The organism is Pseudomonas tructae (genome assembly GCF_004214895.1).
Classification (GTDB): Bacteria; Pseudomonadota; Gammaproteobacteria; order Pseudomonadales; family Pseudomonadaceae; genus Aquipseudomonas; species Aquipseudomonas tructae.
In genome coordinates this window covers 2,903,738-2,928,328 of sequence record NZ_CP035952.1, presented here as the reverse complement: position 1 = coordinate 2,928,328, position 24,591 = coordinate 2,903,738, and the positions used below count along the sequence as shown (strand labels likewise).

The window sequence follows — 24,591 nt, the reverse complement described above, 5'->3', positions numbered from 1 at the left end:
TGTCTCAGACCACAGGCAATGCAAAACTGCATGAGGCCAGGAATGAGCATCCAGACTGCTTTTACAAAATCAATAACATCTGGGTGGGAAGCGCCCGAGGCTCTAGCCGCCTCGCTTCAAGATAGCGCTATCTTGCCCTGCAGGAGGTACCGATGAACCCACCCCTCTCCGCGATTGTGGTCATGGGCGTCGCTGGCTGTGGCAAGAGCTACGTCGGTGCTGCCATTGCAGGCTTGAGCGGCGGTCGCCTGATCGAAGGCGACGACTTCCACCCCGCTGCCAATATCCAGAAAATGAGTGCCGGCATCCCTCTGGACGACGACGACCGTGCCGGTTGGCTGATTCGCCTGGGCGAGGAACTGCAAGCGTGCCTGAAGGCCGGCGAACGGCCCATCCTCACCTGCTCCGCCCTGAAAAAGCGCTACCGCGACGCCCTGCGTCACGCCGTGCCGGACCTGGGCTTCGTGTTTCTCGATCTCACCCCCGCACAAGCCAGCCGGCGCGTGCTGGCCCGCCCTGGCCACTTCATGCCCGCCAGCCTGATCGACAGCCAGTTCGCCGCCTTGGAACGGCCCAATGGCGAAGCGCTGACCCTGCCCCTGGACGCCACCCTGCCGGTGGACAAGCTGGCCATCGAGGTAGACCAGTGGCTAAAGCCCTGCGGTGAGCCGCTGCTGGCGCGAACGGCCTGACCCGGGCTGTTTTCTCGGCTCACCAAAGATAGCGCTGTCTCAACCCGTAAACGCTGCAAAAGTTCCGCCCACAAAAATGACAATACGAGGCACTGAACCATGTTTGGTTTGGCAACTGATACCTACCTGCTGCTCGATGCAGTGGTCACCATCATCGGCCTGGTGCTGCTGATTACCCACTTCAAGGTCCACCCTTTCGTCGCCCTGACCCTGGCGGCCGGCTTTCTCGGCCTGACCTCGGGCATGCCGGTGGCCAAGGTGATGAAATCGTTCCAGGACGGCTTTGGCGGGGTGCTCGGCTTTGTCGGCATCGTCCTTGCCCTAGGCACCATGCTCGGCAAGCTGATGGCCGACTCCGGCGGAGCCGACCAGATCGCCCAGACACTGATCCGCGCCTTCGGCAAGCAGAAGGTGCATTGGGCGATGATGTTCGCCGCCTTCCTGGTCGGTATTCCATTGTTCTTCGAAATCGGCTTCGTATTGCTGATTCCACTGGTGTTCATCGTCGCCCGGCGCTCCGGGGTGTCGCTGATCAAGATCGGTATTCCGCTGCTGGCCGGGCTGTCGGTGGTCCATGGCCTGGTGCCACCGCACCCGGGGCCGCTGCTGGCCATCGGCATCTTCAATGCCGACATCGGCAAGACCATTTTCTACGGACTGATCGTCGCCCTGCCCACGGCGATCATCGCCGGCCCCTTGTATGGCAACTTCATATCCAAGTACATCCCGGGCAACCCGAACAAGGAGCTGATGGACCAGATCGCCCGCGAGTCCGACCAGCAGAACCTGCCCAGCTTCAGCATCACCTTGATCACCGTGCTGCTGCCGGTGTTCCTGATGCTGCTCAAAACCTTCGCCGACGTGGTCTTGCCTGCCGAGCATATCGTGCGCCAGTGGATGGACCTGATCGGCCACCCGATCAGCGCCCTGCTCGCCGCCCTGCTCCTGGCCTTCTACACCTTTGGTGCGGCGCGCGGATTTTCCCGCCAGCAGATCATGAAGCTGCTCGACCAGAGCCTGGCGCCAACCGCGGCGATTGTCCTCATCGTCGGTGCGGGCGGTGGCTTCAAGCAGATGCTGGTGGATACCGGGGTCGGCAATGTGATCGGGCAGATGGCTGTACAGGCCCAGATATCGCCGATAATGCTGGCTTGGCTGGTGGCGGCGGTGATTCGTATCGCCACAGGTTCCGCGACGGTGGCGACCATTACCGGCGCCGGGATCGTTGCGCCAGTGATCGGCATGATGCCGGGGGTCAACCGTGAGTTGCTGGTGCTGGCGACCGGTGCCGGCTCGTTGATTCTGTCCCATGTCAACGATGCCGGCTTCTGGCTGGTGAAGCAGTACTTCAATATGACCGTGGCCGAGACCTTCAAGACCTGGAGCATGATGGAGACCATCCTTTCGGTGGTCGGGATCATCTTTATCATGCTGTTGTCGCTGGTGGTTTGAGGGCCTCTTCGCGGGGCAAGCCCGCTCCCACAGTAACCTCTGTGGGAGCGGGCTAAAAGGCTGCCTTGAAGATCGCCTCGATCTCGCCCTGACTGGCCACCCGCGGGTTGGTCAGGCCACAAGCATCCTTCAGGGCATTGCTGGCCAAGGTCGGAATATCCACCTCCTTGGCCCCCAGCACCGCCAACCCCGGCGGGATATCAATGGCCTGGGACAACTGCTCGATGGCCGCCAACGCCGCGTCGCTGCCTTGCTCGGCACTCATGCCGCCGACGTCCACCCCCAGGGCCTTGGCCACATCACGCAGCCGCGCCGCGCTGACGCTGGCGTTGAAACGCTGCACATGGGGCAACAACACCGCATTGCAAACACCGTGGGGCAAGTCGTAGAAGCCGCCCAACTGGTGCGCCATGGCGTGCACGTACCCCAGCGAGGCGTTGTTGAAGGCCATGCCGGCGAGGAACTGGGCGTAGGCCATGTTCTCCCGGGCCTTGAGATCGCTGCCGTCGGCCACGGCCTGGCGCAGGTTGGCGCTGATCAGCTCGATGGCCTTGATCGCGCAAGCGTCGGTGATCGGTGTGGCGGCGGTCGATACATAGGCCTCGATGGCATGGGTCAACGCATCCATGCCGGTGGCGGCGGTCAGCCCCTTGGGCATGCCGACCATCAGCGCCGGGTCATTGACCGACAGCAGCGGCGTGACATTGCGGTCGACGATGGCCATTTTCACGTGGCGCGCCTCGTCGGTGATGATGCAGAAACGGGTCATCTCACTGGCGGTGCCGGCGGTGGTGTTGATGGCAATCAACGGCAGTTGCGGCTTGGCCGAACGGTCGACACCTTCGTAGTCGCGAATATGCCCGCCGTTGGTGGCGCACAGGGCAATGCCCTTGGCGCAGTCATGGGGCGAGCCGCCGCCCAGGGAGATCACGCAATCGCAACGCTCGCGCTGCAACAGTGCCAGACCCTGCTCGACGTTGGCAATGCTCGGGTTGGGCTTGGCGCCGTCGAAGATTGCCGAATCGATGTCGCGCATCGCCAGCATTTCGGCAATGCGCTCGGCGATCCCGGCCTTGGCCAAGCCTGCGTCGGTGACGATCAAGGCCTTGCGCAAGCCGTATCCGGCAATGGCAGCCATCGCCTCTTCGAGGCAATCGATGCCCATGATGTTGACGGCGGGGATGAAAAACGTGCTGCTCATGGCGAGATCCTCATGCAATGTACCTGTGCCTTGAGGATCTGCCTGTCTGCCCTGCTGCGTGTTGATCTGAGTCAGCCGAGGAACAGCCGGTAGGCCGGGTTGTCGGTTTCGTCCCAGTAGCGGTAGCCCATGGCGTCCAGCGCCTCGGGCAGGCTGGCCTGTTCCTCGTGCGGCACTTCCAGTGCGGCAAATACCCGCGCCTCGGCGGCGCCGTGGTTGCGGTAGTGGAACAAGCTGATGTTCCAGCGCTTGCCCAGGCGCTCGAGAAAGCCCAGCAAGGCCCCCGGGCGCTCGGGGAATTCGAAGCGCAGCACCCGCTCGTCCGCCCCGGGGCCGGCATGCCCTCCCACGGTGTGGCGCACATGCAGCTTGGCCAGCTCGTTATCGGTCAGGTCCAGCACGCTGTAGCCCTGCTCGCGCAGGCCGGCCAGCAACTGCTCGCGGGGATCGGTCTGCGGGTGGGTCTGCACGCCCACGAACAAGCGCGCTTCCTTGCCCGGGTAGTAGCGGTAATTGAACTCGGTGATCTGCCGTCGGCCCAGGGCCTGGCAAAAGGCCCGAAAACTGCCCGGCTGCTCGGGGATGGTCACGGCGATGATCGCCTCGCGCTGCTCGCCCAGTTCGGCGCGCTCGGCGACATGGCGCAGGCGGTCGAAATTGACGTTGGCGCCGGAGTCGATGGCCACCAGGGTCTGGCCTTGCACACCTTCACGCGCCACGTACTTCTTGATCCCGGCCACGGCCAGGGCGCCGGAGGGCTCGGTGATCGAGCGGGTGTCGTCATAGATGTCCTTGATCGCCGCGCACAGCTCGTCGCTGCTGACCGTGATCACCTCATCGACATAATGCCGGCACAGCTCAAAACAGTGGGCACCGATCTGCGCCACCGCCACGCCTTCGGCAAAGCTGCCGACCTGGGCCAGCACCACCCGCTCACCGGCGGCCATGGCCGCTTGCAGGCAGTTGGAGTCTTGTGGCTCGACGCCGATCACCTTGACCTCAGGCCGCAGGTATTTGACGTAGGCGGCGATGCCAGCGATCAAACCGCCGCCTCCGACCGGTACGAAGATCGCGTTCAATTCGCCCGGTTGCTGGCGGAGGATTTCCATGGCCACGGTGCCTTGACCGGCGATTACATCCGGGTCGTCGAAGGGTGGCACGAAGGTCGCCCCTGCGCTGTCCGCAAGCTTCAGGGCATGGGCCAGGGCGTGGGGGAAGCTTTCGCCGTGCAGCACCACCTCGCCGCCCCGGGAGCGCACACCCTGGATCTTGAGCTCCGGGGTGGTGGTCGGCATGACGATGGTGGCGCGCATACCCAGCTCGCGAGCGGCCAGGGCGACACCTTGCGCATGGTTGCCGGCCGAGGCGGTGATCACCCCGCGCTGGCGCTGGGCCGGGGTCAGGCGGCTGAGGCGGGTATAGGCGCCGCGGATCTTGAAGGAAAAGGTCGGTTGCAGGTCTTCACGCTTGAGCAGCACCTGGTTGCCCAGGCTGCGCGACAAGGCCGGCGCCGCTTGCAGGGGCGTTTCGATCGCCAGGTCGTACACCGGGGCGGCAAGGATGCGCCGCACGTAATCAGACAGCAGGTTCAGCGCAGCGGACGGTGTGCGAGGGCTAACGGCAAGGCTGGTCATCAGTGACTCCTGGTTTTTTTAAAGTGCCCAGGAGAGAGAGAAAAAACCCGCCTCCAGGGCGGGTTAGGTGCAAGTGCCAGCTAGCCCGCCAAAACGATAATGGCGGTAATAATGCTGTGCTGAGGCAACTGCAGGAAAGTGTTCATTCCAGCGAAACTAGCGCAGGCGGCCTGGCAAAGTCAAGCCGGTTCGCGGGCCGAGTCCGGCACATCGAACAGCCGGTCGAAGGCCCATTGGAACACGAAGGCATAGACGAAGAAGAAGGCGAACAAACCAAGGTTGGTCAGCAGTGCGGCCCACAGACTGATCTGCAGCCAACCGGCGACCACCGGCAGGAGGATCAGGACCAGGCCGCCTTCAAAACCCAGGGCGTGGATCAAGCGCCGCCACACCGTGCGTGTGCGCAAGGCCTGGCGGGCTTCCCAGTACTCGAATGCCCAGTTGTAGAACATGTTCCAGGCCAGGGCCACGGCCGAGAGAATCAACGACAGCGCAGTGGAGTGGGCCATGCTGGCATCGAAGACCCAGGACAACACCGGCGCCACACACAGCACGGCGATGATTTCGTAGAGAATGGCCTGGACGACCTTGCGCCTCTTGCCTTGCATGAAAGGCTCCCAGTGATTGAACCAGGCCCTACCCTAGCGGCGTTGAGGCAGGGCAGCAATTGAGCTAAATTGAGCCTCCCTCAACTGGCTTGAGCACCGTGTTCGCCAAACTGCCGCTGACGGCTCTGCGCACCTTCGAATCGGCGGCCCGCCTGGGCGGCTTCAAGGCTGCCAGCGACGAACTGGCAGTCACACCGGCGGCTGTGTCGCATCAGATCAAACGCCTGGAAACCCATCTGGGCCTGCGCTTGTTTGTACGCAGCGCACAGGGTGTCAGGCTCAGTGAAGCCGGTGAGCGCCTGTACATCCAGGTGCATCAGGGCCTGGCAAACCTGCAGCGCAGCCTGACTGACCTGCAACCACCCTGCGATCGCCAGCAATTGACCCTGACCACGACTCCGGCGTTTGCCAGCTTGTGGCTGATCCCGCGGCTGGGCGCCTTCCATCGCCAACACGGCGATATCCAGGTACGGGTGCTGACCGGCGGTGATGTGGTCGACCTGCACCGCGACCAGCGTTTCGACCTGGCCTTGCGCGCCGAATTCAATCCCGACCCCGGGTTGCAACGCCTGCCGTTGCTGGCGGAACATTTTTCGGTTTATGCCCCACCCGGTTGGCAGGAACCGCCTGCACACCTGCCACTGTCGTTGCTTGCGGTGCCATGGACGGCAGTCAATGGCCTGGTCATCGACTGGGCCCGCTGGTGTGCCATGGCCGGATGCCAGGAGTGGCTGCATCGGGCGCGCATTCACCACTACGACGATGAACACTTTGCCCTGCAGGCGGCCGCCGCCGGTTATGGGCTGGTGCTGGCCAGCAATGTGCTGGCGGCCGACAGCGTCCGCCAGGGCCTGCTGCAACCCTGGCGCGAAGACGTGCGCCTGGCAGCGGCGCAGTACAGCGCAGTGTGGTTGCCGGGGCGTGAGCGTGAGCCTGCTCTGCGGGTATTTCTGGACTGGCTTGAACATCAGTTGAGGCCTTGAGCAATCGCGGCATCGGTATCTACACATCTCTAATCATGATCTATGAAGAGGGCTCAGGGGTGGTCTGCGCATGTGTGCTTATCCAGAACCAATAGGCTGACTCGCTAGAGATGTGTAGATACCTATGGCAATCGCGGGGCAAGCCCGCTCCCACAGGTTTGGGCCGGCTCATTGGACAAGCCTGTCTTCTGCTGCTTGTATCTAAATCCTACAAGTTTGGCAAAACGTACAACTTCTCTCTAAAGGACAGACGAGGAGCGGGACTATGGCGTACACAGTCATGATGGTGTTTGGCACACGGCCCGAAGCGATCAAGATGGCGCCGCTAGCCCGGGTGCTGCGCCAGTGGCCGGGTATCGAGCTGAATATCTGCTCCAGCGGCCAGCACCGGGAAATGCTCCAGCAAATCCTGCAGGACTTCGGCCTGAGCGTCGATGAAGACCTGCAGGTGATGACCCAGAACCAGACCCTCAACGGTTTGTCGCGCCAGTTGCTCGATCAACTCGACGACGCTTACGCCCGCGTGCAGCCCGACATCGTCCTGGTCCACGGCGACACCACCACCAGTTTCATCGCAGCGCTTGCTGCCTTCAATCGGCAGATCCCCATCGGCCACGTCGAAGCAGGCTTGCGCACCGGAAACCTCAAGGCGCCCTGGCCGGAAGAAGCCAACCGGCGCCTGACCGGGGTGATTGCCGACCTGCACTTCCCGCCCACCACTAAATCCCGTGACAACCTGTTGCGCGAAGGTGTGGTGCTGGAAAACATCGAAGTGACCGGCAACACGGTGATCGACGCCTTGCTGTGGATGCGTGAGCACCTGCACAACAGCCAATGGCACCCGGCGCCCGAATCGCCCCTGGCGCAGTTGCGCAACGACCAGCGCATGGTGCTGATCACCGGGCACCGCCGGGAGAATTTCGGCCAGGGCTTCGAGCGTATCTGCCTGGCCCTGGCCGAGCTGGCCCTGCGCTACCCGGACGTGCAGTTCGTCTACCCGGTGCACCTCAACCCGCAGGTGCAAAAGGCCGTGTACGGGGTGCTCTCGCACCAATCGAACATCCTGCTGGTCGCCCCTCAGGATTATCAGCACTTTGTCTGGCTGATGAGCCGCGCCTATCTGATCCTCACCGACTCGGGCGGGGTCCAGGAAGAGGCGCCGGCATTGGGCAAACCCCTGCTGGTACTGCGCAAGGTCACCGAACGGCCTTCGGTCCTGGAAGGCGGGACGGTGCTGCTGGTGGGCACCCAGACCGAACGTATCGTCAAGGAAACCAGCCGCCTGCTCGATGACAACGACGCCTACCAGCGCATGAGCCGGGTGTTCAGCCCCTACGGTGACGGGCATGCCAGCGAACGCATCGCCGAGCGCCTGAGCCGCTGGCTGGAGGAGAACGCCAGCGAGCCTGCACAACCATGAGCCTGGCCTGGGTCGACTTTCTTACTTATGTTTTGTTCGGCCTCAAGCTGCTGGCCATCACCCTCGCCTGCCTGATGTTCCTGCTCGGCCTGGATGACCTGTTCATCGACATCGTCTATTGGGGCCGCAAGCTGATCCGCCGTTTTCGCATCTACGACAAGTATGAGAAGGCCGACGAGAAACGCCTGTTCGAGGTCAAGGAAAAGCCCCTGGCGATCATGGTCCCGGCCTGGAACGAGGTCGGCGTGGTTGGCGAGATGGCGCGCCTGGCGGCCTCGACCATCGACTACGAGAACTATCAGATCTTCGTCGGCACCTACCCCAACGACCCACAGACCCAGGCCGACGTCGATGCCGTGTGCCTGCACTACCCCAACGTGCACAAGGTGGTGTGCGCACGGCCCGGGCCGACCAGCAAGGCCGACTGCCTGAACAACATCATCGACGCCATCTTGCGTTTTCAGCAGGACGCACGCATCGAGTTTGCCGGTTTCATCCTGCATGACGCCGAAGACGTGATCTCGCCCATGGAGCTGCGGCTGTACAACTACCTGCTGCCCAACAAGGACATGATCCAGATCCCGGTGTATCCCTTCGCCCCTAGCTGGCACGGCTTCACCGCCGGCCACTATGTCGACGAATTCGCCGAGAACCACGGCAAGGACGTCATTGTCCGCGAGGCCCTCACCGGCCAGGTTCCCAGCGCTGGCGTCGGCACCTGCTTCAGCCGCCGGGCGATCAGCGCCCTGCTTGAGGATGGCGACGGCATTGCCTTTGATGTGCAGAGCCTGACCGAAGATTACGACATCGGTTTTCGCCTCAAGCAAAAGGGCATGAAGTGCATCTTCGCCCGCTATTCGATGACCGACCCGCAACTGGCGCTCAAGCGCGACTGGCAGTGGGGCATGAGCCGCGAGTTCGCCCAGGTGATTTGCGTGCGCGAACACTTTCCCCGCGACTGGCAGCATGCAATCCGGCAAAAGTCGCGGTGGATTGTCGGCATCGTTTTCCAGGGCACCCGCAACCTGGGCTGGAGCCGTACGGGCGCACTCAACTATTTTCTCTGGCGCGACCGCCGCGGGTTGTTCGCCTACCTGCTGAGCTTTCTGGTCAACCTGCTGTTGCTGGTGCTGATTGCCATGTGGCTGGTCACCCTGATCGCCCCGAATGCCTGGCGTTTTGCGTCGATCCTCAGCGATAGCCCACTGCTGACCACACTGCTTTGGCTCAACGGCCTGCTGCTGATCAATCGCCTGTTCCAGCGTGGCTTTTTCGTCACCCGCTACTACGGCATCGGCGAAGGCCTGCTGTCGGCGCCACGGATGATGTGGAGCAACTTCGTCAATTTCTTCGCCAACCTGCGCGCCCTGCACCAGGTCATGCAGATGGGCGACTCGCGGCGCGTGGCCTGGGACAAGACCACCCACGAGTTCCCGGCGCTGGGGGCGCCGATGCGCACGCCATTGGGCCAGCACCTGGTAGCCAAGGGCCTGATCACGGACGAGCAACTGCAGGCGGCGATCACCAGCCCGGTGCATCGGCGCCTGGGCCGCCAGTTGCTGCTGCGCGGGCTGCTCGACAGCGAACAACTGGTGCAAAACCTGGCCGAACAGCTCGATTTACCCTGGGCCCCGTTAAATCCATTCAAACTTGAGCGCAAATTGATTACCCTGCTGCCCCGCCGCCTGGCCGTGCACTACGGGGTGCTACCGGTAGCGGAAAACGGCGATACATTGATCCTGGCCAGTGAGACCCCGGTCAGCCAGGTGTCCCTCGGGGTCATCAGCCGTCAACTCAAGCGCCCGGTGCACTACCGCCTGGCGCCCCAGGGCCGGGTTACCCTCGGCTTGCGTTACCACTATCCCAGCCCCTGGCAGAAGGAGGAGACCCGGCACATGCTCGCGGTTCTCGAAAAGCATCAGGACGATGCCGCGTTGCTTGAGCGGGTCAGTCATCACCAAATCATGCTCGGCACCCTGTTGCAGGTGCGCGGCATAATCCCCAGCACCTTGTTCAACCAGGCGTTGATTGATTTCAACCCTGAGCACATGTCCCTGGGCGAGCACCTGATCGCCCGCGGCATCATCAGCGAAAACGTGCTGCAGCGCGCCCTCGCCGACCAGGTCATTGAACAGCAAGCCGCCTATGACCTGACCCGGGAGGTGGCATGAGCTTGCGCCCGCCACTGACGCTGGCCAGCCTGCTGTTGTCGTTGTACACCGTGCATGGCCTGGCCGCGCCCCTGACCGACTTCGAACGCTTTCGCAGCTACCCCTACCTTGAACGCAGCTACCGCGAGGCCAAGGCCGACAACTGGAAAGAGGTCGAACGCCTGACCCGCCACCTGCTCGAACGAGTGCCCAACAACAGCGAAGCCCGCGCCCTGCTGATCCAGGCCCTGGCCCACCAGCGGCGTTACCGCGAGGCCGAGCAAATGGCCGAAACCGCTGACAGCCGCGATAGCGACGCCTTGCTGGAACTGCGCCTGACCTGGATCGAACAGGACCCGCCCGCTGCGAGCCGGGTTGAACACTGGATTGCCAACAGCGGCCTGAACCCGCGCATCCGCCTGTGGCAGGCATACAGCTTGAGCCTGGCCAAGTTTGGCGGTGCAGCCAAGGCCCTGGACTGGCTCAACCACCTGCCGGCCCAGGGCGACGACAACATCCTGCGCATGGCCCGAGCCACCTGGGCCGAGCAGTTGCACAACTGGACCCAGACCATCGCCGCCCTGGCGCCGCTGGCCGAGCGCGACGAACTGCCGGCGAAAGACTGGCAACGCCTGGCCAATGCCTATGTCCAGCGCCTGGACGAAGCGCCGCTGCAACAATTGCTCAAACAAGCGCCCTCGCCCGAGATCGCCCGCCAGACTCGCCTGGCCATGGCCAACCGGGCGATCGCCATGGGCCATGCGGGGCTGGCCCAGCGCTGGCTGCAGTCGCTACCGGAACAGGACCTGCAAGACCCGGCCAGTCGCCAGCAACTCTGGGAGCTGGCCCGCCAGGGTAATGATGCCGAGCTGGTCCGGCGCCTGAGCAACGACTTGCAGCGGCCCTGCCTGGAAACCACCGACTGGCTCTCGCGCCACGACCCCCAGGCGGCGCGCGCTCAGTTCAAAAGCTGCCGAGCCGATGAAGACCGTAAAGCCTGGCTGGTGCTCGAACAGCGCCTGCAAGGCGCCAGTGGCGAGGCCCTTACCGGGCCGATGTGGGAGCGTCTGTACCGCCAGAGCGGCGACCTGCAAGCCCTTGAGCAAGCGAGTTTCCTGCAGCTCAAGCAAGGTCGCGACGCCCATGTGCGGCAGTTGCTCGAACAAGCCTATGACCGCCATCAGGGTCGCCTGCCACAACCGTTGCTGCAACGCCTGGCCGGGCTCTACAGCCAGGCCGACGCACCGCTGGACAGCCGACGCATGAGTGGCCTGATCCCACGGGTCGACGCGGCCAATCGCGCCCTGCTGCTGGCGCGCCTGGCCGAAAACGGCCAGTGCGATGCCGTTCGCCAGGCGATTCCCGCCACCCCTACCGAGGTCGGCCAACTGCGCGCCCTGGGCCGCTGCGCCATGCCCGAGCGCCCCGGTGAAGCGGTCGTCTATTACCAGGCCGCCGAGCGCCTGGGCGATACGGGCAGCCGTCTGCCGCTGGCCTATGCCCTGGAAGCCTCGGGCGACTCCTATGCCGCGCAACCGCTATGGAAGAACCTGGCTGACAGCGAGTGGAGCAACAATGCCCGCCTCACCGCCGCGCGCAGCGCCCTTAACGCCAACAATCCGTACCTGGCCGACGAATACTGGCAAAAGGCGCAGCACCTGACGGCCGATGACTGGGCCCTAGGCGCAGCCATTGCCCAACGCCAGAGCCAGATCAACGAAGCCATGGACTACCAACGCGAGGCACTCAAGCACCAGCCCCGCGCCGACCATTACTACGCCGCCGCAGTGACCGCCGCCCAGGATCGAGACCTAGCGCAAAGTACTGCCTGGTTGGCCGAAGCGGTGCGCAGGGCGCCGGATCAACCGCGCTATCGCGCCGACTACGGCATGCGCCTGGCAGGTTCCCAAGAGCAAGCCACCCGCGCCCGTTCGATCCCCCACCTTGAACGCGCCACACACGACTTCCCCGAGGATTACCGCCTGGGCGAAACCCTGGCCTGGCGTTATGCCGAGGATGAGAACAGCGCAGCGGCGCGCAAGGAGTTGCGCCGGGTACTGGATCTCGAGCAGGACCTGGTCGACGGTGATGACCAGTTCGGCAGCCTGGAGGCGCGCAAGTACCGCCAGCGCCGCGCCCACGAGGCCTTGTCGCGACGCGACAGCTTCACCCTGGCCAGTACCTGGTCGCCAGCCGGGGTGTCGACCAACGACAACTTTCGCGACGAGCGCAAGGATCGCCGCGCCGCCTCGCAGAACGTGCAACTGGCAATGTGGGACCACGCCCTGGGTGAAGAACCGAGCCGCAACGGCAGCACCTTTTCGGTCTATGGCCGGGTGCTGTTTGGCGGCAGTGGCCGCAACGACTACGCGCAAAGCATGGGCACAGGCGTCGGCCTGCGCTACAAGCCGTTGGGCACCAGCAACCTGAACCTGTACACCGAGCTATATCACCAGCGCCAGATCGACGACACCCACTACGCAGGTTTGAGCCTGGGCCAGTTGCTCAGCCCCAGTAAAGTTGGCGACAACTATGGCGACCTGCGCGGCCATGCCGAGTCGAGCAACGATTTGCTGCTGCGCGCTACCGCCTCCTATCTTGATCAAGGCAAATGGCGCAACGACTGGCGGGTTGATGAAGACGAGTGGGACGAGCGCTTTCTCTACCTCGACGCCGCCTGGTGGACCCGCGCCGGCGATCACCAGTGGCTGTCGCGCTACCAGCGCGGGCATACCTGGAAGCTGTCCGGCAATTCACCGCAAACCCTGATGCCCTATGGGTTTCTCGAGTTCTCAAGCCAGGACCCAAGCAACGACTGGCGCCAGGACCTGCGCACCGGCCTGGGCCTGCGCTGGCAGTGGTGGTTCGATGACGACCGCTACAACGCCTATCGCGGTTCGCTGAAAGTACGCGCCGAATACCAGCAGTCGCTGGGCGGCAATCTTTATGAACACGCCAATGGCGTGTTGCTGGGTGCGGAGTTGAACTTCTGATGCGCCGCTTGATCGCTGTGATGCTGTTACTTCTGAGCCTGCCGGCAACGGCCGATGAACGCCTGTTCTATCAACCCCTGAACCGTGACGCGCAGCTGAGCCAGGCGCAATGGCAGGCACTGTGGCAAGCCACCCGCGCCCAGGGCGGAAAAACCCTGATCGTGCAATGGACTGCCTACGGCGACAGCGACTTCGGCGGCGCCCGGGGCTGGCTGGCCAACAGCCTGCGCCTGGCTCACGAACAAGGCCTGCAACTGGTGCTGGGGCTGCACATGGATGCCGCTTACTACCAACGCATCGACGAACTGGACGGCGTCGGCCTTGCCGCCTACTGGAAAGCGCAGTTGGGCAAGTCCCTGGCCCAGCAGCGCACCCTGCGCCAGGATTGGCAATTGCCGGTGGCCGGCTGGTACCTGCCGATGGAACTCGATGACCTGCACTTTCACAGTGCTGATCGCCGCCAGGCGCTGTATACCCAGTTGCAAGATTTCAACCGCCGCCTGGATGCGCCCTTGCACCTGAGCGCCTTCAGTGCCGGACGCCTGAGCCCGGCCGTCAATGCCCGCTGGCTGGAACAACTGGCCAGCCTCAAGCTGCAGGTCTGGTGGCAGGACGGTGCCGGCACCGCGCGCCTGGCGCCCCTGGTGCGCCAGGGCTACCTCGACGCCCTGCCCTGCACTGTCGGCATCGTCAATGAAGCCTTTCGCCAGACCAGCGCCGCCGGCCAGCCCTTCACGGCAATGCCAGCGCCGCCCGCTGCCGGTGCCGATTGTCATGCGCGGGCGATTTTTTCCCTGCGCTATCGCCCCTGGGCCCAGGGAGTATTGCCCCTGGCGGGTCACTGAAACCGTCGTATCGAGCAAGCAGGGGTGCCATGTACAAAACCATCGAACAGCAGGTGCGTCGGCATATCGCACCGCCTGAACTGCGCCAGGAGTTCCGCCAGCACGACTTCGAGCACCTCAAGTCGTTTTGCATACTGGTGTTCGCGGCTAGTCTTGGGATCTGGGTTCTCTTCGACCTGATCGTCAGTTTTCAGGGCAACCAGGGCTTCACTTACCTGTCGGCACTGTTCATTGCAGTGATGGGCATGCTCACCATCGTCCTGGGCTTTGTGCGAAAAGCCGCCCATTTCGATGTGCTCAACCTGATCTTCATCGCCGTGATCACCCTGGCCGTGCGCCTGGTGATCGACGGCCTGCCGCAAGGGCTGCGCCCGGCCTGGATGGTGCTCGGCGCTTCCAGCGTGCTCTACAGCGTGTCGGTATTGCCGGTACGGCGCTGGTCGTTCTTTGCCACGATGCTGATTATCTGGATCAACCTTAACCCTTACCAGGTGCCGGACGTGCACCTGTTCGAACTGCGCGGCAGCCTGTTCCTGTGCTATGCGGTGTTTCTCAACGGCCTGACCCTGTACACCTACCTGAAGATGCGCCAGGCCAAGCTGCACAACTTCTACATGGCCAAGCTGCTGCTCGAGCAGGCCTATGTCGATGCCCTGACCGACATCCCCAACCGCCGCGCGTTCATGGCCACGGCGCAAAAGCACCTGCAGGACGACCCGCCTGGCGCACGCTACCTGGCGATGATCGACATCGACAACTTCAAGAAGGTCAACGACCAGTTCGGCCACGACATCGGCGATGTAGTGCTCAAGCGCATCGCCGGCAACATCAAGGCGTCAATGGCCGAGTTCGAGTACGCACGGCTGGGTGGCGAAGAGTTTGTGGTCTATCTGTGGGGCCTGGACGAGGCCGACATCACCCAACGCATCGACACCCTGTGTCGGCGGGTGCGCGAAGACACGGCCGAGCACCCGGTGACCGTCAGCATTGGCCTTGCGCAAATCCAGCGCCAAGACAGCCTGAACCACGCGCTGGTCAAAGCCGATGAAGCCTTGTACGAAGCCAAGCGCAGTGGCAAGGATCGCTATGTGCTGTGGCGCGCAGCCCAGCCCCTGTAGGAGGTCACTGTGGGAGCGGGCTTGCCCCGGGTACAAACCGGACACATGGTGGACACAAATGTGGTGTGCGACCTCACCCAGCAAGAGCGAAGCGAATTGTGCTGTTGATCTGGCTTTTGATTTTTCGCGATTTCAGGAGGCCGAGTGGAGCGCCGATGGAGGGGGTGCAGGCCCATGGATGGGCCGCAAAGCACCGAGGGACATGGATGTCCCTTCGGTGCGGCCCCTGGAGTCGGTGCGTAAGGAGGGAACCCGGAGCGCAGCGCAGGGCCGGATGATTGAGCGAGCGGTTTTGCTCACTTTTTCCAAGAAAAAAGTGAGCCGCCGTAAGGGCGGAAGGGGTCGGCAGCGTCGCCACATCAACTGGATAAGCACGCCTATCACGAGCCAATAGGCTGACTCGCTAGAGATGTGTAGATACCTATGCTCATCGCGGGGCAAGCCCGCTCCTACAGGCCGCCAAAGCGCTTGTGGAAGCTTTCTGCGGCATCCGGCAGTGGCCCATCGGCCGTTTCCATGGCGCTTTCCAGCCATTGCTCGGCCGCGGTGACGATCAACCGATAGAGGTTGCGGCACAGTTGCCGGGCCGCGCGCCCTTCCCAATCCCCCGGCAGCAGTTCATCAGGCAGTTGCGGGTCGCGCAGCAACAGCTTGCGGTACTCGTGAATCAACAGGATACGGGCCAGAAAACAGGCCTGGGGATCGAGCTCAGGCTGCTCGCGCAGGCTCTGCCAGAGCGGACGGAACAGCTGGATGAACTCGCTGTACTGGGCCGCCAGCACCTCCAGGTTCCAGCTTTCGCGCACTTGCAGGCGCAATGCCTGCGAGGCCAGGACCTCTTCGGCGGTGGTCTGGAAGACGATGGTGTCGTCCTGGGCCCCCAGCTCCAACAAGGTGGCATTGACGTCGCCACGGTCAAAGCGTGGCGAGGCCAGTAGCGTCGGTGCCAATGCGGCAAACCCCTGCCATTCGAGCTCTTCGCGAACCTGTTTGCGCTTGTCGGCGCTCAGCTGGCTCAACATGGCCAGGCACCAGGAACCGTCCCAGGCCGGCAGGTTGGCACTGTAGACACGTTTGAAGGCCTTGTCGAAGCGTCGCCGGCCGGTCCCGGTCAGGCTGTAGTAGCTGCGCCGGCCGACCTTTTCCGCGGTCAGCCAGTTTTCCTTGGTCAGGCGAAAGATCGAAGTACGGATCAACCGCTCGTTGATCCCCATGGGTTCGAGCAACTGAATCAGGCTGCCCAGCCACACCGTGCCGCCATGGGGTTCGATGGCATCGCCATACAGGGTGATGATCAACGAGCTGGCGCGGATGGGTGTCTGCTGCTGAAAACGGCTGATCAGGTGGTTGAGCGGTGTCAGCGACGACATAGGCGGTCCATCGAAAAAGTTGAAATATACCCCGGTGGCTCAGGTGAGTGGAGAAAAATTTAAGACACGCATTACCAACTTTGTAGTTATATTTGCGTATCACGTTATACCTATCACTCACCTGCAGCCAAAGGCACACGCCATGCACTACCAGCACATCCTGTTTTCCATCGACGCCGGCATCGCCCAGCTCAGCCTCAACCGTCCCGAGCAACTGAACAGCTTCACCGGCCCCATGCACGAAGAAGTCCAGCAGGCGCTGGGCCTGGTACGCCAGGATGACAGCGTGCGGGTGTTGCTGCTGCGCGCCGAAGGTCGTGGCTTCTGTGCCGGCCAGGACCTGGCCGACAGCAGCGTGGTACCCGGCGCCGAGGCACCTGACCTGGGCCTGGCCATCGAGCGCTACTACAACCCGCTGGTGCGCAGCCTGCGCGACCTGCCGATCCCGGTCATCTGCGCGGTCAACGGCGTTGCCGCCGGGGCTGGCGCCAATATCGCGCTGGCCTGCGACCTGGTCCTGGCCGCACGTTCGGCAAACTTCATCCAGGCCTTTTGCAAGATCGGCCTGATCCCCGACTCCGGTGGCACCTATGCCCTGCCGCGCCTGGTCGGCATGGCCCGGGCCAAGGCCCTGGCCCTGCTGGGTGAGCGCCTGAGCGCCGAGCAAGCCGAACAGTGGGGGTTGATCTATCGCTGTGTCGAAGACAACGAATTGCATGACCAGGCCATGCTCCTGGCCCGCCACCTGGCCAGCCAGCCCACCTACGGCCTGGGCCTGATCAAGCGCAGCCTGCACGCCAGCCTGGACAACAGCTTCGAGGAGCAACTGAGCCTTGAGCTCGACCTGCAACGCCAGGCCGGACGCAGTGAGGATTACCGTGAGGGGATCAGCGCCTTCATGGCCAAGCGCAGTGCCCAGTTCAAGGGGCGCTGAAGCACCGTTGAGGAGCGCAGTGACGCTGTCGCGGGGCAAGCGCGCTCCTACCCTCCGACGATACGATACACGTTTCTGTATTTGATATTTATTGATGTATCGCATATAAATATCTCCAGCCTCAAAGCCCCCTTCATAAAAGGCTGGAGAACCCCATGTACGCACAACTGGTTGAAACCGGCGTCAAGCGCCTGAAGACCGAAGATGAGATGTCTGCGCAGGAGCGCGACTTCCAGCAGCGCATCGACGCCGAGATCAAGATCGAAGCCAAGAACTGGATGCCCGACGCCTACCGCCAGACCCTGATCCGGCAGATCTCGCAACACGCACACTCGGAAATCGTCGGCATGCTGCCCGAGGGCAACTGGGTCACCCGCGCCCCGACCCTCAAGCGCAAGCTGCAACTGATGGCCAAGATCCAGGACGAAGCCGGCCACGGTCTGTACCTGTACAGCGCCATGGAAACCCTGGGCGCCGACCGCGACAGCGAAATCGCCAAGCTGCACAGCGGCAAGGCCAAGTACTCGAGCATCTTCAACTACCCGACCCTGACCTGGGCCGACGTCGGTGCGGTGGGCTGGCTGGTGGACGGCGCGGCGATCGTCAACCAGGTGGTGCTGCAGCGCACCAGCTACGGCCCCTACTCGCGGGCGATGATCCGCATCTGCAAGGAAGAGAGCTTCCACCAGCGCCAGGGCTACGAAATGCTCCTGACCATGATGCGCCACGGCACTCAGGTGCAGAAGGACATGGTCCAGGACGCCATCAACCGTCTGTGGTGGCCATCCTTGATGATGTTCGGCCCAAGCGATGAACACTCGCCCAACAGTGCCCAGTCCATGGCCTGGAAAATCAAGCGCCAGAGCAACGACGAACTGCGCCAGCGCTTCATCGACCAGACCATCCCGCAACTCCAGGTGCTCGGCTGCAGCGTCCCGGACCCGGCCTTGCGATGGAACGCCGAGCGCGGCCATTACGACTTCGGCGAAATCCAGTGGGAGGAGTTCTACCAGGTGCTCAAGGGCAACGGCCCGTGCAACCAGGAACGCGTTGCCACCCGCCGCCAGGCCATCGAGGACGGTGCCTGGGTGCGCGCCGCCGCCGTTGCCCACGCGCGCAAAAAACACCACAAGAACGTCGCCTGACCGGAGAACCCGTCATGTCCGAATGGACCCTTTACGAAGTGTTCGTGCGCAGCAAGCACGGCCTGAACCACAAGCATGTCGGCAGCGTTCACGCCGCCGACGCGACCATGGCGATCGAGAACGCCCGCGAGCTGTACACCCGGCGCAACGAAGGGGTCAGCCTCTGGGTCGTGCCCTCGGCGTTGATCATCGCCTCGTCCCCGGACGAGAAAGAGCCGCTGTTCGACCCGTCCCACGACAAAGTCTACCGCCACGCCAGCTTCTATGAGCTGCCACCAGAAGTGGGGCATATGTAATGCACCAGCCACTGATACCCTTCCTCCTGCGCCTGGGCGACAGCGCCATGGTCCAGGGCCAGCGTCTGTGCGAATGGTGTGGCCATGCGCCGGCGCTGGAAGAAGAACTGGCACTGATGAACGTCGGCCTTGACCTGGTCGGCCAGGCCCGCAACTGGCTGGAGTATGCCGCCGAGCTTGCCGATGACGGCCGCGACGCCGATCACCTGGTGTTTCGCCGCGACCAGCGCGACTACCGCAATCTGCTGCTGGTCGAGCAACCCAATGGCGATTTCGCCGTGACCATGCTCAAGCAGTTTCTCTACGACGCCTGGCATTTCCAGGTACTGGAGCACCTGAGCCAGTCGCCTGATCCGCGTGTCCAGGGCATTGCCGCCAAGGCGTTGAAAGAAGTCACCTACCACCTGCGCCGCTCCAGCGAGTGGATCGAGCGCCTGGGCGATGGCACCGAAGAAAGCCACCAACGCATGCTTGCCGCCATCCCTCAGGTGTGGCGCTTCACCGTCGAACTGCTCGACAGCGACGCCCTCGAGCAAGGCTTGTTCGAGGCCGGCATCATCGGCGACCCACAGGCCATCGCCGCAGCCTGGCAGCAACAGGTCGCCGCCACCTTCGCCAGCGCCACCCTGCCCTTGCCGCCAGCGGCCAGCCCGTTCTACCTGGACAGCCGCCGCGGTGTGCACAGCGAACACCTGGGCCTGCTGCTGGCCGAAATGCAGTTCCTGCCGCGAGCCTACCCCGATGCCACGTGGTGAGCTGATTGTCAGCGATGGCGGCGCCCGGGATCTGCGCAGCGATGACCTGGGCCAGGCCTGGAACGTCCTGGCCCAAGTGATGGACCCGGAAGTGCCGGTGCTCAGCGTGGTGGAGCTGGGGATCGTCCGCGACCTGAACTGGCACGCCGGCCACCTGCAGGTGGTGCTCACCCCCACCTACTCCGGCTGCCCGGCCACCGAGGTGATCGAGCAGGACATCCGCCAGGCCCTGGAAGACGCAGGCTTTGTCAGCCCGCGGCTCAAGCGTCAGTTGCATCCGGCCTGGACCACCGACTGGATCAGCGCCAGCGGCCGCCAACGCCTGCAGGCCTATGGCATCGCCGCACCGCAAGGCAGCGCCAGCAAGCGCAGCCTGCTCGGCGAAAGCCCGCAGGTGTGCTGCCCGCAATGCGCCAGCAGCCACACCGAGATGCTCAGCCAGTTCGGTTCCACCGCCTGCAAGGCGCTGTACCGCTGCTGCGACTGCCGTGAACCCTTCGACTATTTCAAATGCATCTGAGCGCCCTTTGCCGCGCCTGATCGAGAGTGACCATGAGCCAGTTCCATAGCCTGACCGTCAAGCAAGTCCGCCCTGAAACCCGTGACGCCGTCTCGATCCTGTTCGAGGTGCCGGTTGACCTGCGCGAGCAGTTTCGCTTTGTCCAGGGCCAGTACCTGGTGATGCGCACGCACCTGGACGATGAAGAAGTACGCCGCTCTTACTCGATCTGCACCGGGGTAGACGATGGCGAGTTGCGGGTGGCGGTCAAGCGCGTTGCCGGTGGCCGTTTCTCGGCGTTTGCCAACGATGTACTGGCGGCCGGTGACCGGCTCGAGGTCATGCCGCCGGCTGGCCGTTTCAATGTCCCGCTCGACCCGACACGCCACGGCAACTACCTGGCGGTGGCCGCCGGCAGTGGTATCACGCCGATCCTGTCGATCATCAAGACCACCCTGGAGCACGAACCGCACAGCCGCTTCACTCTGCTCTACGGCAACCGCGCCAGCACCTCGGCGCTGTTTCGCGAACAGCTTGAAGACCTGAAGAACCGCTACCTGCAGCGCCTCAACCTGATTTTTGTGTTCAGCCGTGAACAACAGGACATCGACCTGTACAACGGGCGCATCGATGGCGACAAATGCCAGCTGCTGTTCAGCCGCTGGGTAGACGCGCCGCGCCTGGATGCCGCGTTTATCTGCGGGCCGCAGAGCATGACGGAAATGGTCCGCGACAGCCTCAAGGCCAATGGCCTTGCCCCTGAGCGCATCCATTTCGAGCTGTTTGCCGCCGCCGGCAATCAGCAGCGCCGCGAGCAACGTGAAGCCGCCCGGGACCAGGACCTGCAAAGCAGCCAGATCACCGTGATCAGCGATGGCCGGGCCCTGGCGTTCGACCTGCCGCGCAACACCCTGAGCGTGCTGGACGCCGGCAACGCCATCGGCGCCGAATTGCCCTACTCGTGCAAGGCCGGGGTGTGTTCGACCTGCAAGTGCAAGGTCATCGAGGGCGAAGTGGAAATGGACAGCAACCATGCACTGGAAGACTACGAAGTGGCTGCCGGCTACGTGCTGTCGTGCCAGAGCTATCCGCTGAGCGCCAAGGTGGTGCTGGACTTCGACCAGTTGTAAAGGCAGCGCCTCCTGCCATCAGCCCCGCGGCAACCTGATCTTGAACTGCGCCCCGCCCAGCGCCGACTGCCCCACCGTCAGGGTGCCGCCCTGGCCTTCGATGGCCCGGCGGCTGATCGCAAGGCCCAGGCCGAAGCCACCCGTGGTGCGGTCACGGCTGCGGTCCAGGCGGTAGAACGGCTGGAAGATCAGTTCGCGCTGATCGTGGGGAATGCCGATGCCGTCGTCTTCCACGGTGAGCAGGCAGTGGCCCTGGGGGTCCAGGCTCAGGCGCAGGAGGATCTGCCCGTCGCAGTAGCGCATGGCATTGCGCACCAGGTTCTGCAAGGCCCGGGCGGTCAGCCGGGGGTCGAGGATAAAGCGCGGCAGGTGCTCGTCGGCGCGCACCTGCCATTCAATACCGCGGCCATCGAGCTCCTCGGCAAAGCTGCCAAGGATGCTGTCGACCAGTTCCAGCAATGACACCTCGACCCGCTCGCGGGCCTGATCGGCATTCTGCAGGCGGCTGTAGGACAGCAGTTCAAGCACCAGTTCGTCCAGCTCGCGTACATGGCCAACCAACTGCAGCAAGCGCTTGCGGCAGTCTGGCGGCACTTCGTCGAACAGCAGCACCAGGCCAAAATCCAGGCGCGTCAGCGGCGTGCGCAACTCGTGGGACACGGCATTGAGCAGTTCGCGCTGCTGGGTCAGCAGGCGCTCGACGTCCTGAGCCATGGTATCGAAGACCTGGGCCAACTCGCCGATGTTCGAACGCAGCGGTATCTGCGTGCGCTCCGACAATTGCCCCTGGCCCAGGCGCCGGGCGGTTTCCTTGAGCCGCTCAAGATCTCGCCAGTGCGGCCAGACCCAGAACAGCAGGCAGCCGAGCAAGGCCGCACCAATCAATACCGTCACGCCCCAGGACAGCAGGCTGATGTCCATCGGGTCAGGCGGGGTGGTCAGCGCCACCAGCCAGGTGTCGTCCAGCGGCGCCAATGCAGTTTCGTAGTAGCCCCAGTCGCCCAGGCGCACCACGTTCAGGCCTGCCTTGAGGCGATCACGTTCTTCATAACTCAGGCCGATCTGGTCCTGGCGGCGCAACTCGATGTGCAGCGGGGCAAACTCCGCCGCCAGCTCCTGGGCCTTGGCCGGCCATTCGCTGGGCGCCAGCGCCTCGAACTGCTTGACGATCAGCCGTTGCACGCCTCGCGCCTGGTCCAGGTTGTAGGCGACAAAGCGCTGGTGGAACGCTGCGACAATGGCATCGGGGATCAGGAAGATCGCCCCGGCGTAGGCGACGATGGTGATCAGGTACAAACGGATGAGGATCTTCAGCATGAGCCGCTAGAACTCCCACTCGACCCGGCTGAACAGGTAACCCTTGCCCCACACGGTCTTGATCTTGCGCGCCTCGCCTGCGCTGTCGTCGAACTTGCGCCGCAACTTGGAGATGGCCACATCCACCGAGCGGTCGGTGCCGTTGAACTCGATGCCGCGCAGTTGCTGCAGGATCCGGTCGCGGCTGAGCACCACCCCGGCGTTGCGCGCCAGCACCACCAGCAGGTTGAACTCGCCGCTGGACAGCTCCACCGGTTGTTCACGCCAGAACACATTGCGCTCGGCCAGATCGATGCGCAGGCCGCCGACCACGATCAGCTCGCTGTCAAGGCGCGGCTCGTTGATGCAACTGCGGCGCAGCAAGGTCCGCACCCGGGCCAGCAACACCCGTGGTTCACAGGGTTTGGTCACGTAGTCGTCGGCGCCCATCTCCAGGCCCAGCACCTGGTCGTGGCTGTCGTCGCGGGCGGTCAGCATCAGGATCGGCAGGGCCTGGGATTCGGCACGCAACAAGCGGCACACCTGCAAGCCATCGAGGCCCGGCAGCATCAGGTCGAGGATCACCAGGTCCGGCTTGCTGCGCCGGGCTTCGGCCATCACGTGATCGCCACGGGCAATCACGCTGACGCAGAAGTCATTGCGCTGCAGATAGCTTGCGATCAGTTCGGACAGAGCGCAGTCGTCTTCGACCAGGAGAATGTTGGGCATGGGCAGTTTGACAGGCTGGGAAAGTCAGGCAGGATATAAGAGCTCACGCATTGGCTGGGAAAAGCTTCACACTTTTTTACACATGGCCTACACAGCTTAACTGTTGCCCGTCGGTCGCCTGCCTTAGCATTGCCGGGTCATTTTCGGAAGATCCGCATGTCCAGTTCAAGTCCCGTCCGTCTGCGCGCCCTGCTGCCGCTGTTTCTGATCACCGTTGCCCTGAGTGCCTGCGACGACAAATCGCCGGCCGAAGAGAAGGCGCCACCCAGCGCTGTGCGGGTCGAAACCGTGCGCGTGCAGCCGCTGGCGATCACCACCGAGCTCAATGGCCGCATCCTCGCCCCGCGCACCGCCGAAGTACGCGCCAGGGTCGCAGGCGTGGTGCTCAAGCGGGTGTACCGTGAAGGCAGCGACGTCAAACAGGGGGATGTGCTGTTTCGCATCGACCCCGCGCCCTTCCAGGCCGACTATGACAGTGCCCGCGCAAGCCTTGCCCGCGCCGAAGCCACGCTGTTCCAGGCCCGTCTGCAAGACCAGCGCTACCACGAGTTGATCGGCATCAATGCGATCAGCCGCCAGGAACATGACAACGCCCGTGCCGCCTTTATGCAGGCTGACGCCGATGTAGCCGCAGCCAAGGCTGCGCTCGAGCGCGCCAAGCTCAACCTCGGTTACGCCACCGTCACCGCGCCGATTTCCGGGCGCATCGGCCGCGCCCTGGTCACCGAAGGCGCCCTGGTGGGGCAGAACGAAAGCACGCCGCTGGCAACCATCCAGCAGCTCGACCCGATCCACGCCGACGTCACCCAGTCGACCCGCGAGCTCAATGCCCTGCGCCGCGCCTTGCGTGCCGGCGAGTTGCAACAGGTCGGCCAGGACCAGGCCAGCGCCACCCTGATCCAGGATGACGGCACGCCTTACCCGCTGCCGGGCAAACTGCTGTTCTCGGACATCAGCGTTGACCCCAGTACCGGGCAGATCACCCTGCGCAGCGAGTTCCCCAACCCTGACCTTGACCTGTTGCCGGGCAGTTTCATCCGCGTGCGCCTGGAGCAGGCGGTCAAGCAGCAAGGCATCAGCGTGCCGCAACGCGCCATCCTGCGGGACAGCGCCGGCAACCCGAAGGTCATGCTGGTGGATGCCGAGCAGCGCGTCAGCGAACGCTCGGTGGTGCTGGGCAGCGTGCAGAACGACCGCTGGATCGTCAGCCAGGGCCTCGCCCCCGGCGACCGGGTGGTGGTCGAAGGCCTGCAGCACATCAGCCCAGGCGACCAGGTAGAGGTCGACAACGCGGGCAAGAGCGCCCTCCCCATCGTTCAGTCCACCGGCCAGTGAGGGCCT

Annotated in this window: 21 protein-coding genes; 15 read left to right on the top strand and 6 right to left on the bottom strand. The window is 63.7% G+C overall.

All coding sequences use genetic code 11. The features are described from left to right. The first annotated feature begins 152 nt into the window (after positions 1–152). Positions 153–692 (top strand): gluconokinase, encoded by a 540-nt coding sequence (locus tag EXN22_RS13430; protein ID WP_130264514.1) that lies wholly within the window; start codon positions 153–155, stop codon positions 690–692. Between the two features lie 99 nt (positions 693–791). After that, positions 792–2,144 carry a GntP family permease gene (locus EXN22_RS13425; RefSeq protein WP_130264513.1) on the top strand — a complete coding sequence of 451 codons (1,353 nt, stop codon included), beginning with the start codon at positions 792–794 and terminating at the stop codon, positions 2,142–2,144. Between the two features lie 52 nt (positions 2,145–2,196). Here EXN22_RS13425 and yiaY read toward each other — a convergent pair whose 3' ends face one another. From yiaY to EXN22_RS13410, 3 genes are all read right to left on the bottom strand, one after another. Beyond that, on the bottom strand, positions 2,197–3,345 hold the full coding sequence (yiaY, locus tag EXN22_RS13420) for an L-threonine dehydrogenase (RefSeq protein ID WP_130264512.1): 1,149 nt from the start codon (positions 3,343–3,345) through the stop codon (positions 2,197–2,199). Between the two features lie 71 nt (positions 3,346–3,416). Then, a complete protein-coding gene (gene ilvA / locus EXN22_RS13415; protein WP_130264511.1) occupies positions 3,417–4,979 on the bottom strand; it encodes a threonine ammonia-lyase, biosynthetic in 1,563 nt (520 codons plus the stop codon). A 179-nt stretch (positions 4,980–5,158) separates the two neighbouring features. Then, entirely contained in the window at positions 5,159–5,587 is a 429-nt protein-coding gene (locus EXN22_RS13410) for a PACE efflux transporter (RefSeq protein WP_130264510.1), read from the bottom strand. Between the two features lie 98 nt (positions 5,588–5,685). Between EXN22_RS13410 and EXN22_RS13405 the strand changes: the two genes are divergently transcribed. From EXN22_RS13405 to EXN22_RS13380, 6 genes are all read left to right on the top strand, one after another. Continuing rightward, the gene (locus EXN22_RS13405) at positions 5,686–6,570 is read left to right on the top strand and encodes a LysR substrate-binding domain-containing protein (protein ID WP_165392210.1); all 885 of its coding nucleotides are present in this window, start codon (positions 5,686–5,688) and stop codon (positions 6,568–6,570) included. Between the two features lie 265 nt (positions 6,571–6,835). After that, positions 6,836–7,990, top strand: a complete 1,155-nt coding sequence (gene wecB / locus EXN22_RS13400) for a non-hydrolyzing UDP-N-acetylglucosamine 2-epimerase (protein ID WP_130264508.1) — start codon at positions 6,836–6,838, stop codon at positions 7,988–7,990. Beyond that, complete coding sequence (nfrB, locus tag EXN22_RS13395) at positions 7,987–10,161, top strand: cyclic di-3',5'-guanylate-activated glycosyltransferase NfrB (RefSeq protein WP_130264507.1); 2,175 nt, start codon at positions 7,987–7,989, stop codon at positions 10,159–10,161. Before wecB ends, nfrB begins: the two co-directional genes overlap by 4 nt. Then, entirely contained in the window at positions 10,158–13,133 is a 2,976-nt protein-coding gene (locus EXN22_RS13390; RefSeq protein WP_130264506.1) for an NfrA family protein, read from the top strand. Before nfrB ends, EXN22_RS13390 begins: the two co-directional genes overlap by 4 nt. Beyond that, positions 13,133–13,978 carry a DUF4434 family protein gene (locus EXN22_RS13385; RefSeq protein ID WP_130264505.1) on the top strand — a complete coding sequence of 282 codons (846 nt, stop codon included), beginning with the start codon at positions 13,133–13,135 and terminating at the stop codon, positions 13,976–13,978. The genes EXN22_RS13390 and EXN22_RS13385 overlap by 1 nt, the downstream gene beginning before the upstream one ends. 29 nt (positions 13,979–14,007) lie before the next feature. After that, on the top strand, positions 14,008–15,096 hold the full coding sequence (locus EXN22_RS13380; protein ID WP_130264504.1) for a GGDEF domain-containing protein: 1,089 nt from the start codon (positions 14,008–14,010) through the stop codon (positions 15,094–15,096). Between the two features lie 449 nt (positions 15,097–15,545). Here the strand turns inward: EXN22_RS13380 and paaX are convergent, their stop codons facing one another. After that, positions 15,546–16,466 carry a phenylacetic acid degradation operon negative regulatory protein PaaX gene (gene paaX / locus EXN22_RS13375; RefSeq protein ID WP_130264503.1) on the bottom strand — a complete coding sequence of 307 codons (921 nt, stop codon included), beginning with the start codon at positions 16,464–16,466 and terminating at the stop codon, positions 15,546–15,548. Between the two features lie 142 nt (positions 16,467–16,608). Here paaX and paaG point away from each other — a divergent pair, with 142 nt between their 5' ends. The 6 genes from paaG (at position 16,609) to paaE (ending at position 21,225) form a co-directional block, all read left to right on the top strand. After that, positions 16,609–17,400 (top strand): 2-(1,2-epoxy-1,2-dihydrophenyl)acetyl-CoA isomerase PaaG, encoded by a 792-nt coding sequence (gene paaG / locus EXN22_RS13370; RefSeq protein WP_130264502.1) that lies wholly within the window; start codon positions 16,609–16,611, stop codon positions 17,398–17,400. 155 nt (positions 17,401–17,555) lie between these two features. Then, positions 17,556–18,545: a 1,2-phenylacetyl-CoA epoxidase subunit PaaA gene (gene paaA, locus EXN22_RS13365; RefSeq protein ID WP_130264501.1), complete on the top strand. Its 990-nt coding sequence runs from the start codon at positions 17,556–17,558 to the stop codon at positions 18,543–18,545. A 14-nt stretch (positions 18,546–18,559) separates the two neighbouring features. Further along, positions 18,560–18,841: a 1,2-phenylacetyl-CoA epoxidase subunit PaaB gene (gene paaB, locus EXN22_RS13360; protein ID WP_130264500.1), complete on the top strand. Its 282-nt coding sequence runs from the start codon at positions 18,560–18,562 to the stop codon at positions 18,839–18,841. Continuing rightward, a complete protein-coding gene (paaC, locus tag EXN22_RS13355) occupies positions 18,841–19,596 on the top strand; it encodes a 1,2-phenylacetyl-CoA epoxidase subunit PaaC (protein WP_130264499.1) in 756 nt (251 codons plus the stop codon). The genes paaB and paaC overlap by 1 nt, the downstream gene beginning before the upstream one ends. After that, entirely contained in the window at positions 19,583–20,116 is a 534-nt protein-coding gene (gene paaD / locus EXN22_RS13350; RefSeq protein ID WP_130264498.1) for a 1,2-phenylacetyl-CoA epoxidase subunit PaaD, read from the top strand. Before paaC ends, paaD begins: the two co-directional genes overlap by 14 nt. Before the next feature lie 32 nt (positions 20,117–20,148). Further along, positions 20,149–21,225 carry a 1,2-phenylacetyl-CoA epoxidase subunit PaaE gene (gene paaE, locus EXN22_RS13345; RefSeq protein WP_130264497.1) on the top strand — a complete coding sequence of 359 codons (1,077 nt, stop codon included), beginning with the start codon at positions 20,149–20,151 and terminating at the stop codon, positions 21,223–21,225. Between the two features lie 18 nt (positions 21,226–21,243). Here the strand turns inward: paaE and EXN22_RS13340 are convergent, their stop codons facing one another. Then, on the bottom strand, positions 21,244–22,542 hold the full coding sequence (locus EXN22_RS13340) for an ATP-binding protein (protein ID WP_130264496.1): 1,299 nt from the start codon (positions 22,540–22,542) through the stop codon (positions 21,244–21,246). A 6-nt stretch (positions 22,543–22,548) separates the two neighbouring features. Next, the gene (locus tag EXN22_RS13335) at positions 22,549–23,250 is read right to left on the bottom strand and encodes a response regulator transcription factor (RefSeq protein WP_130264495.1); all 702 of its coding nucleotides are present in this window, start codon (positions 23,248–23,250) and stop codon (positions 22,549–22,551) included. A gap of 156 nt (positions 23,251–23,406) precedes the next feature. On the opposite strand from EXN22_RS13335, the gene EXN22_RS13330 reads away from it, so the two are divergent. Beyond that, entirely contained in the window at positions 23,407–24,585 is a 1,179-nt protein-coding gene (locus EXN22_RS13330; RefSeq protein WP_130264494.1) for an efflux RND transporter periplasmic adaptor subunit, read from the top strand. Positions 24,586–24,591: the final 6 nt, after the last annotated feature.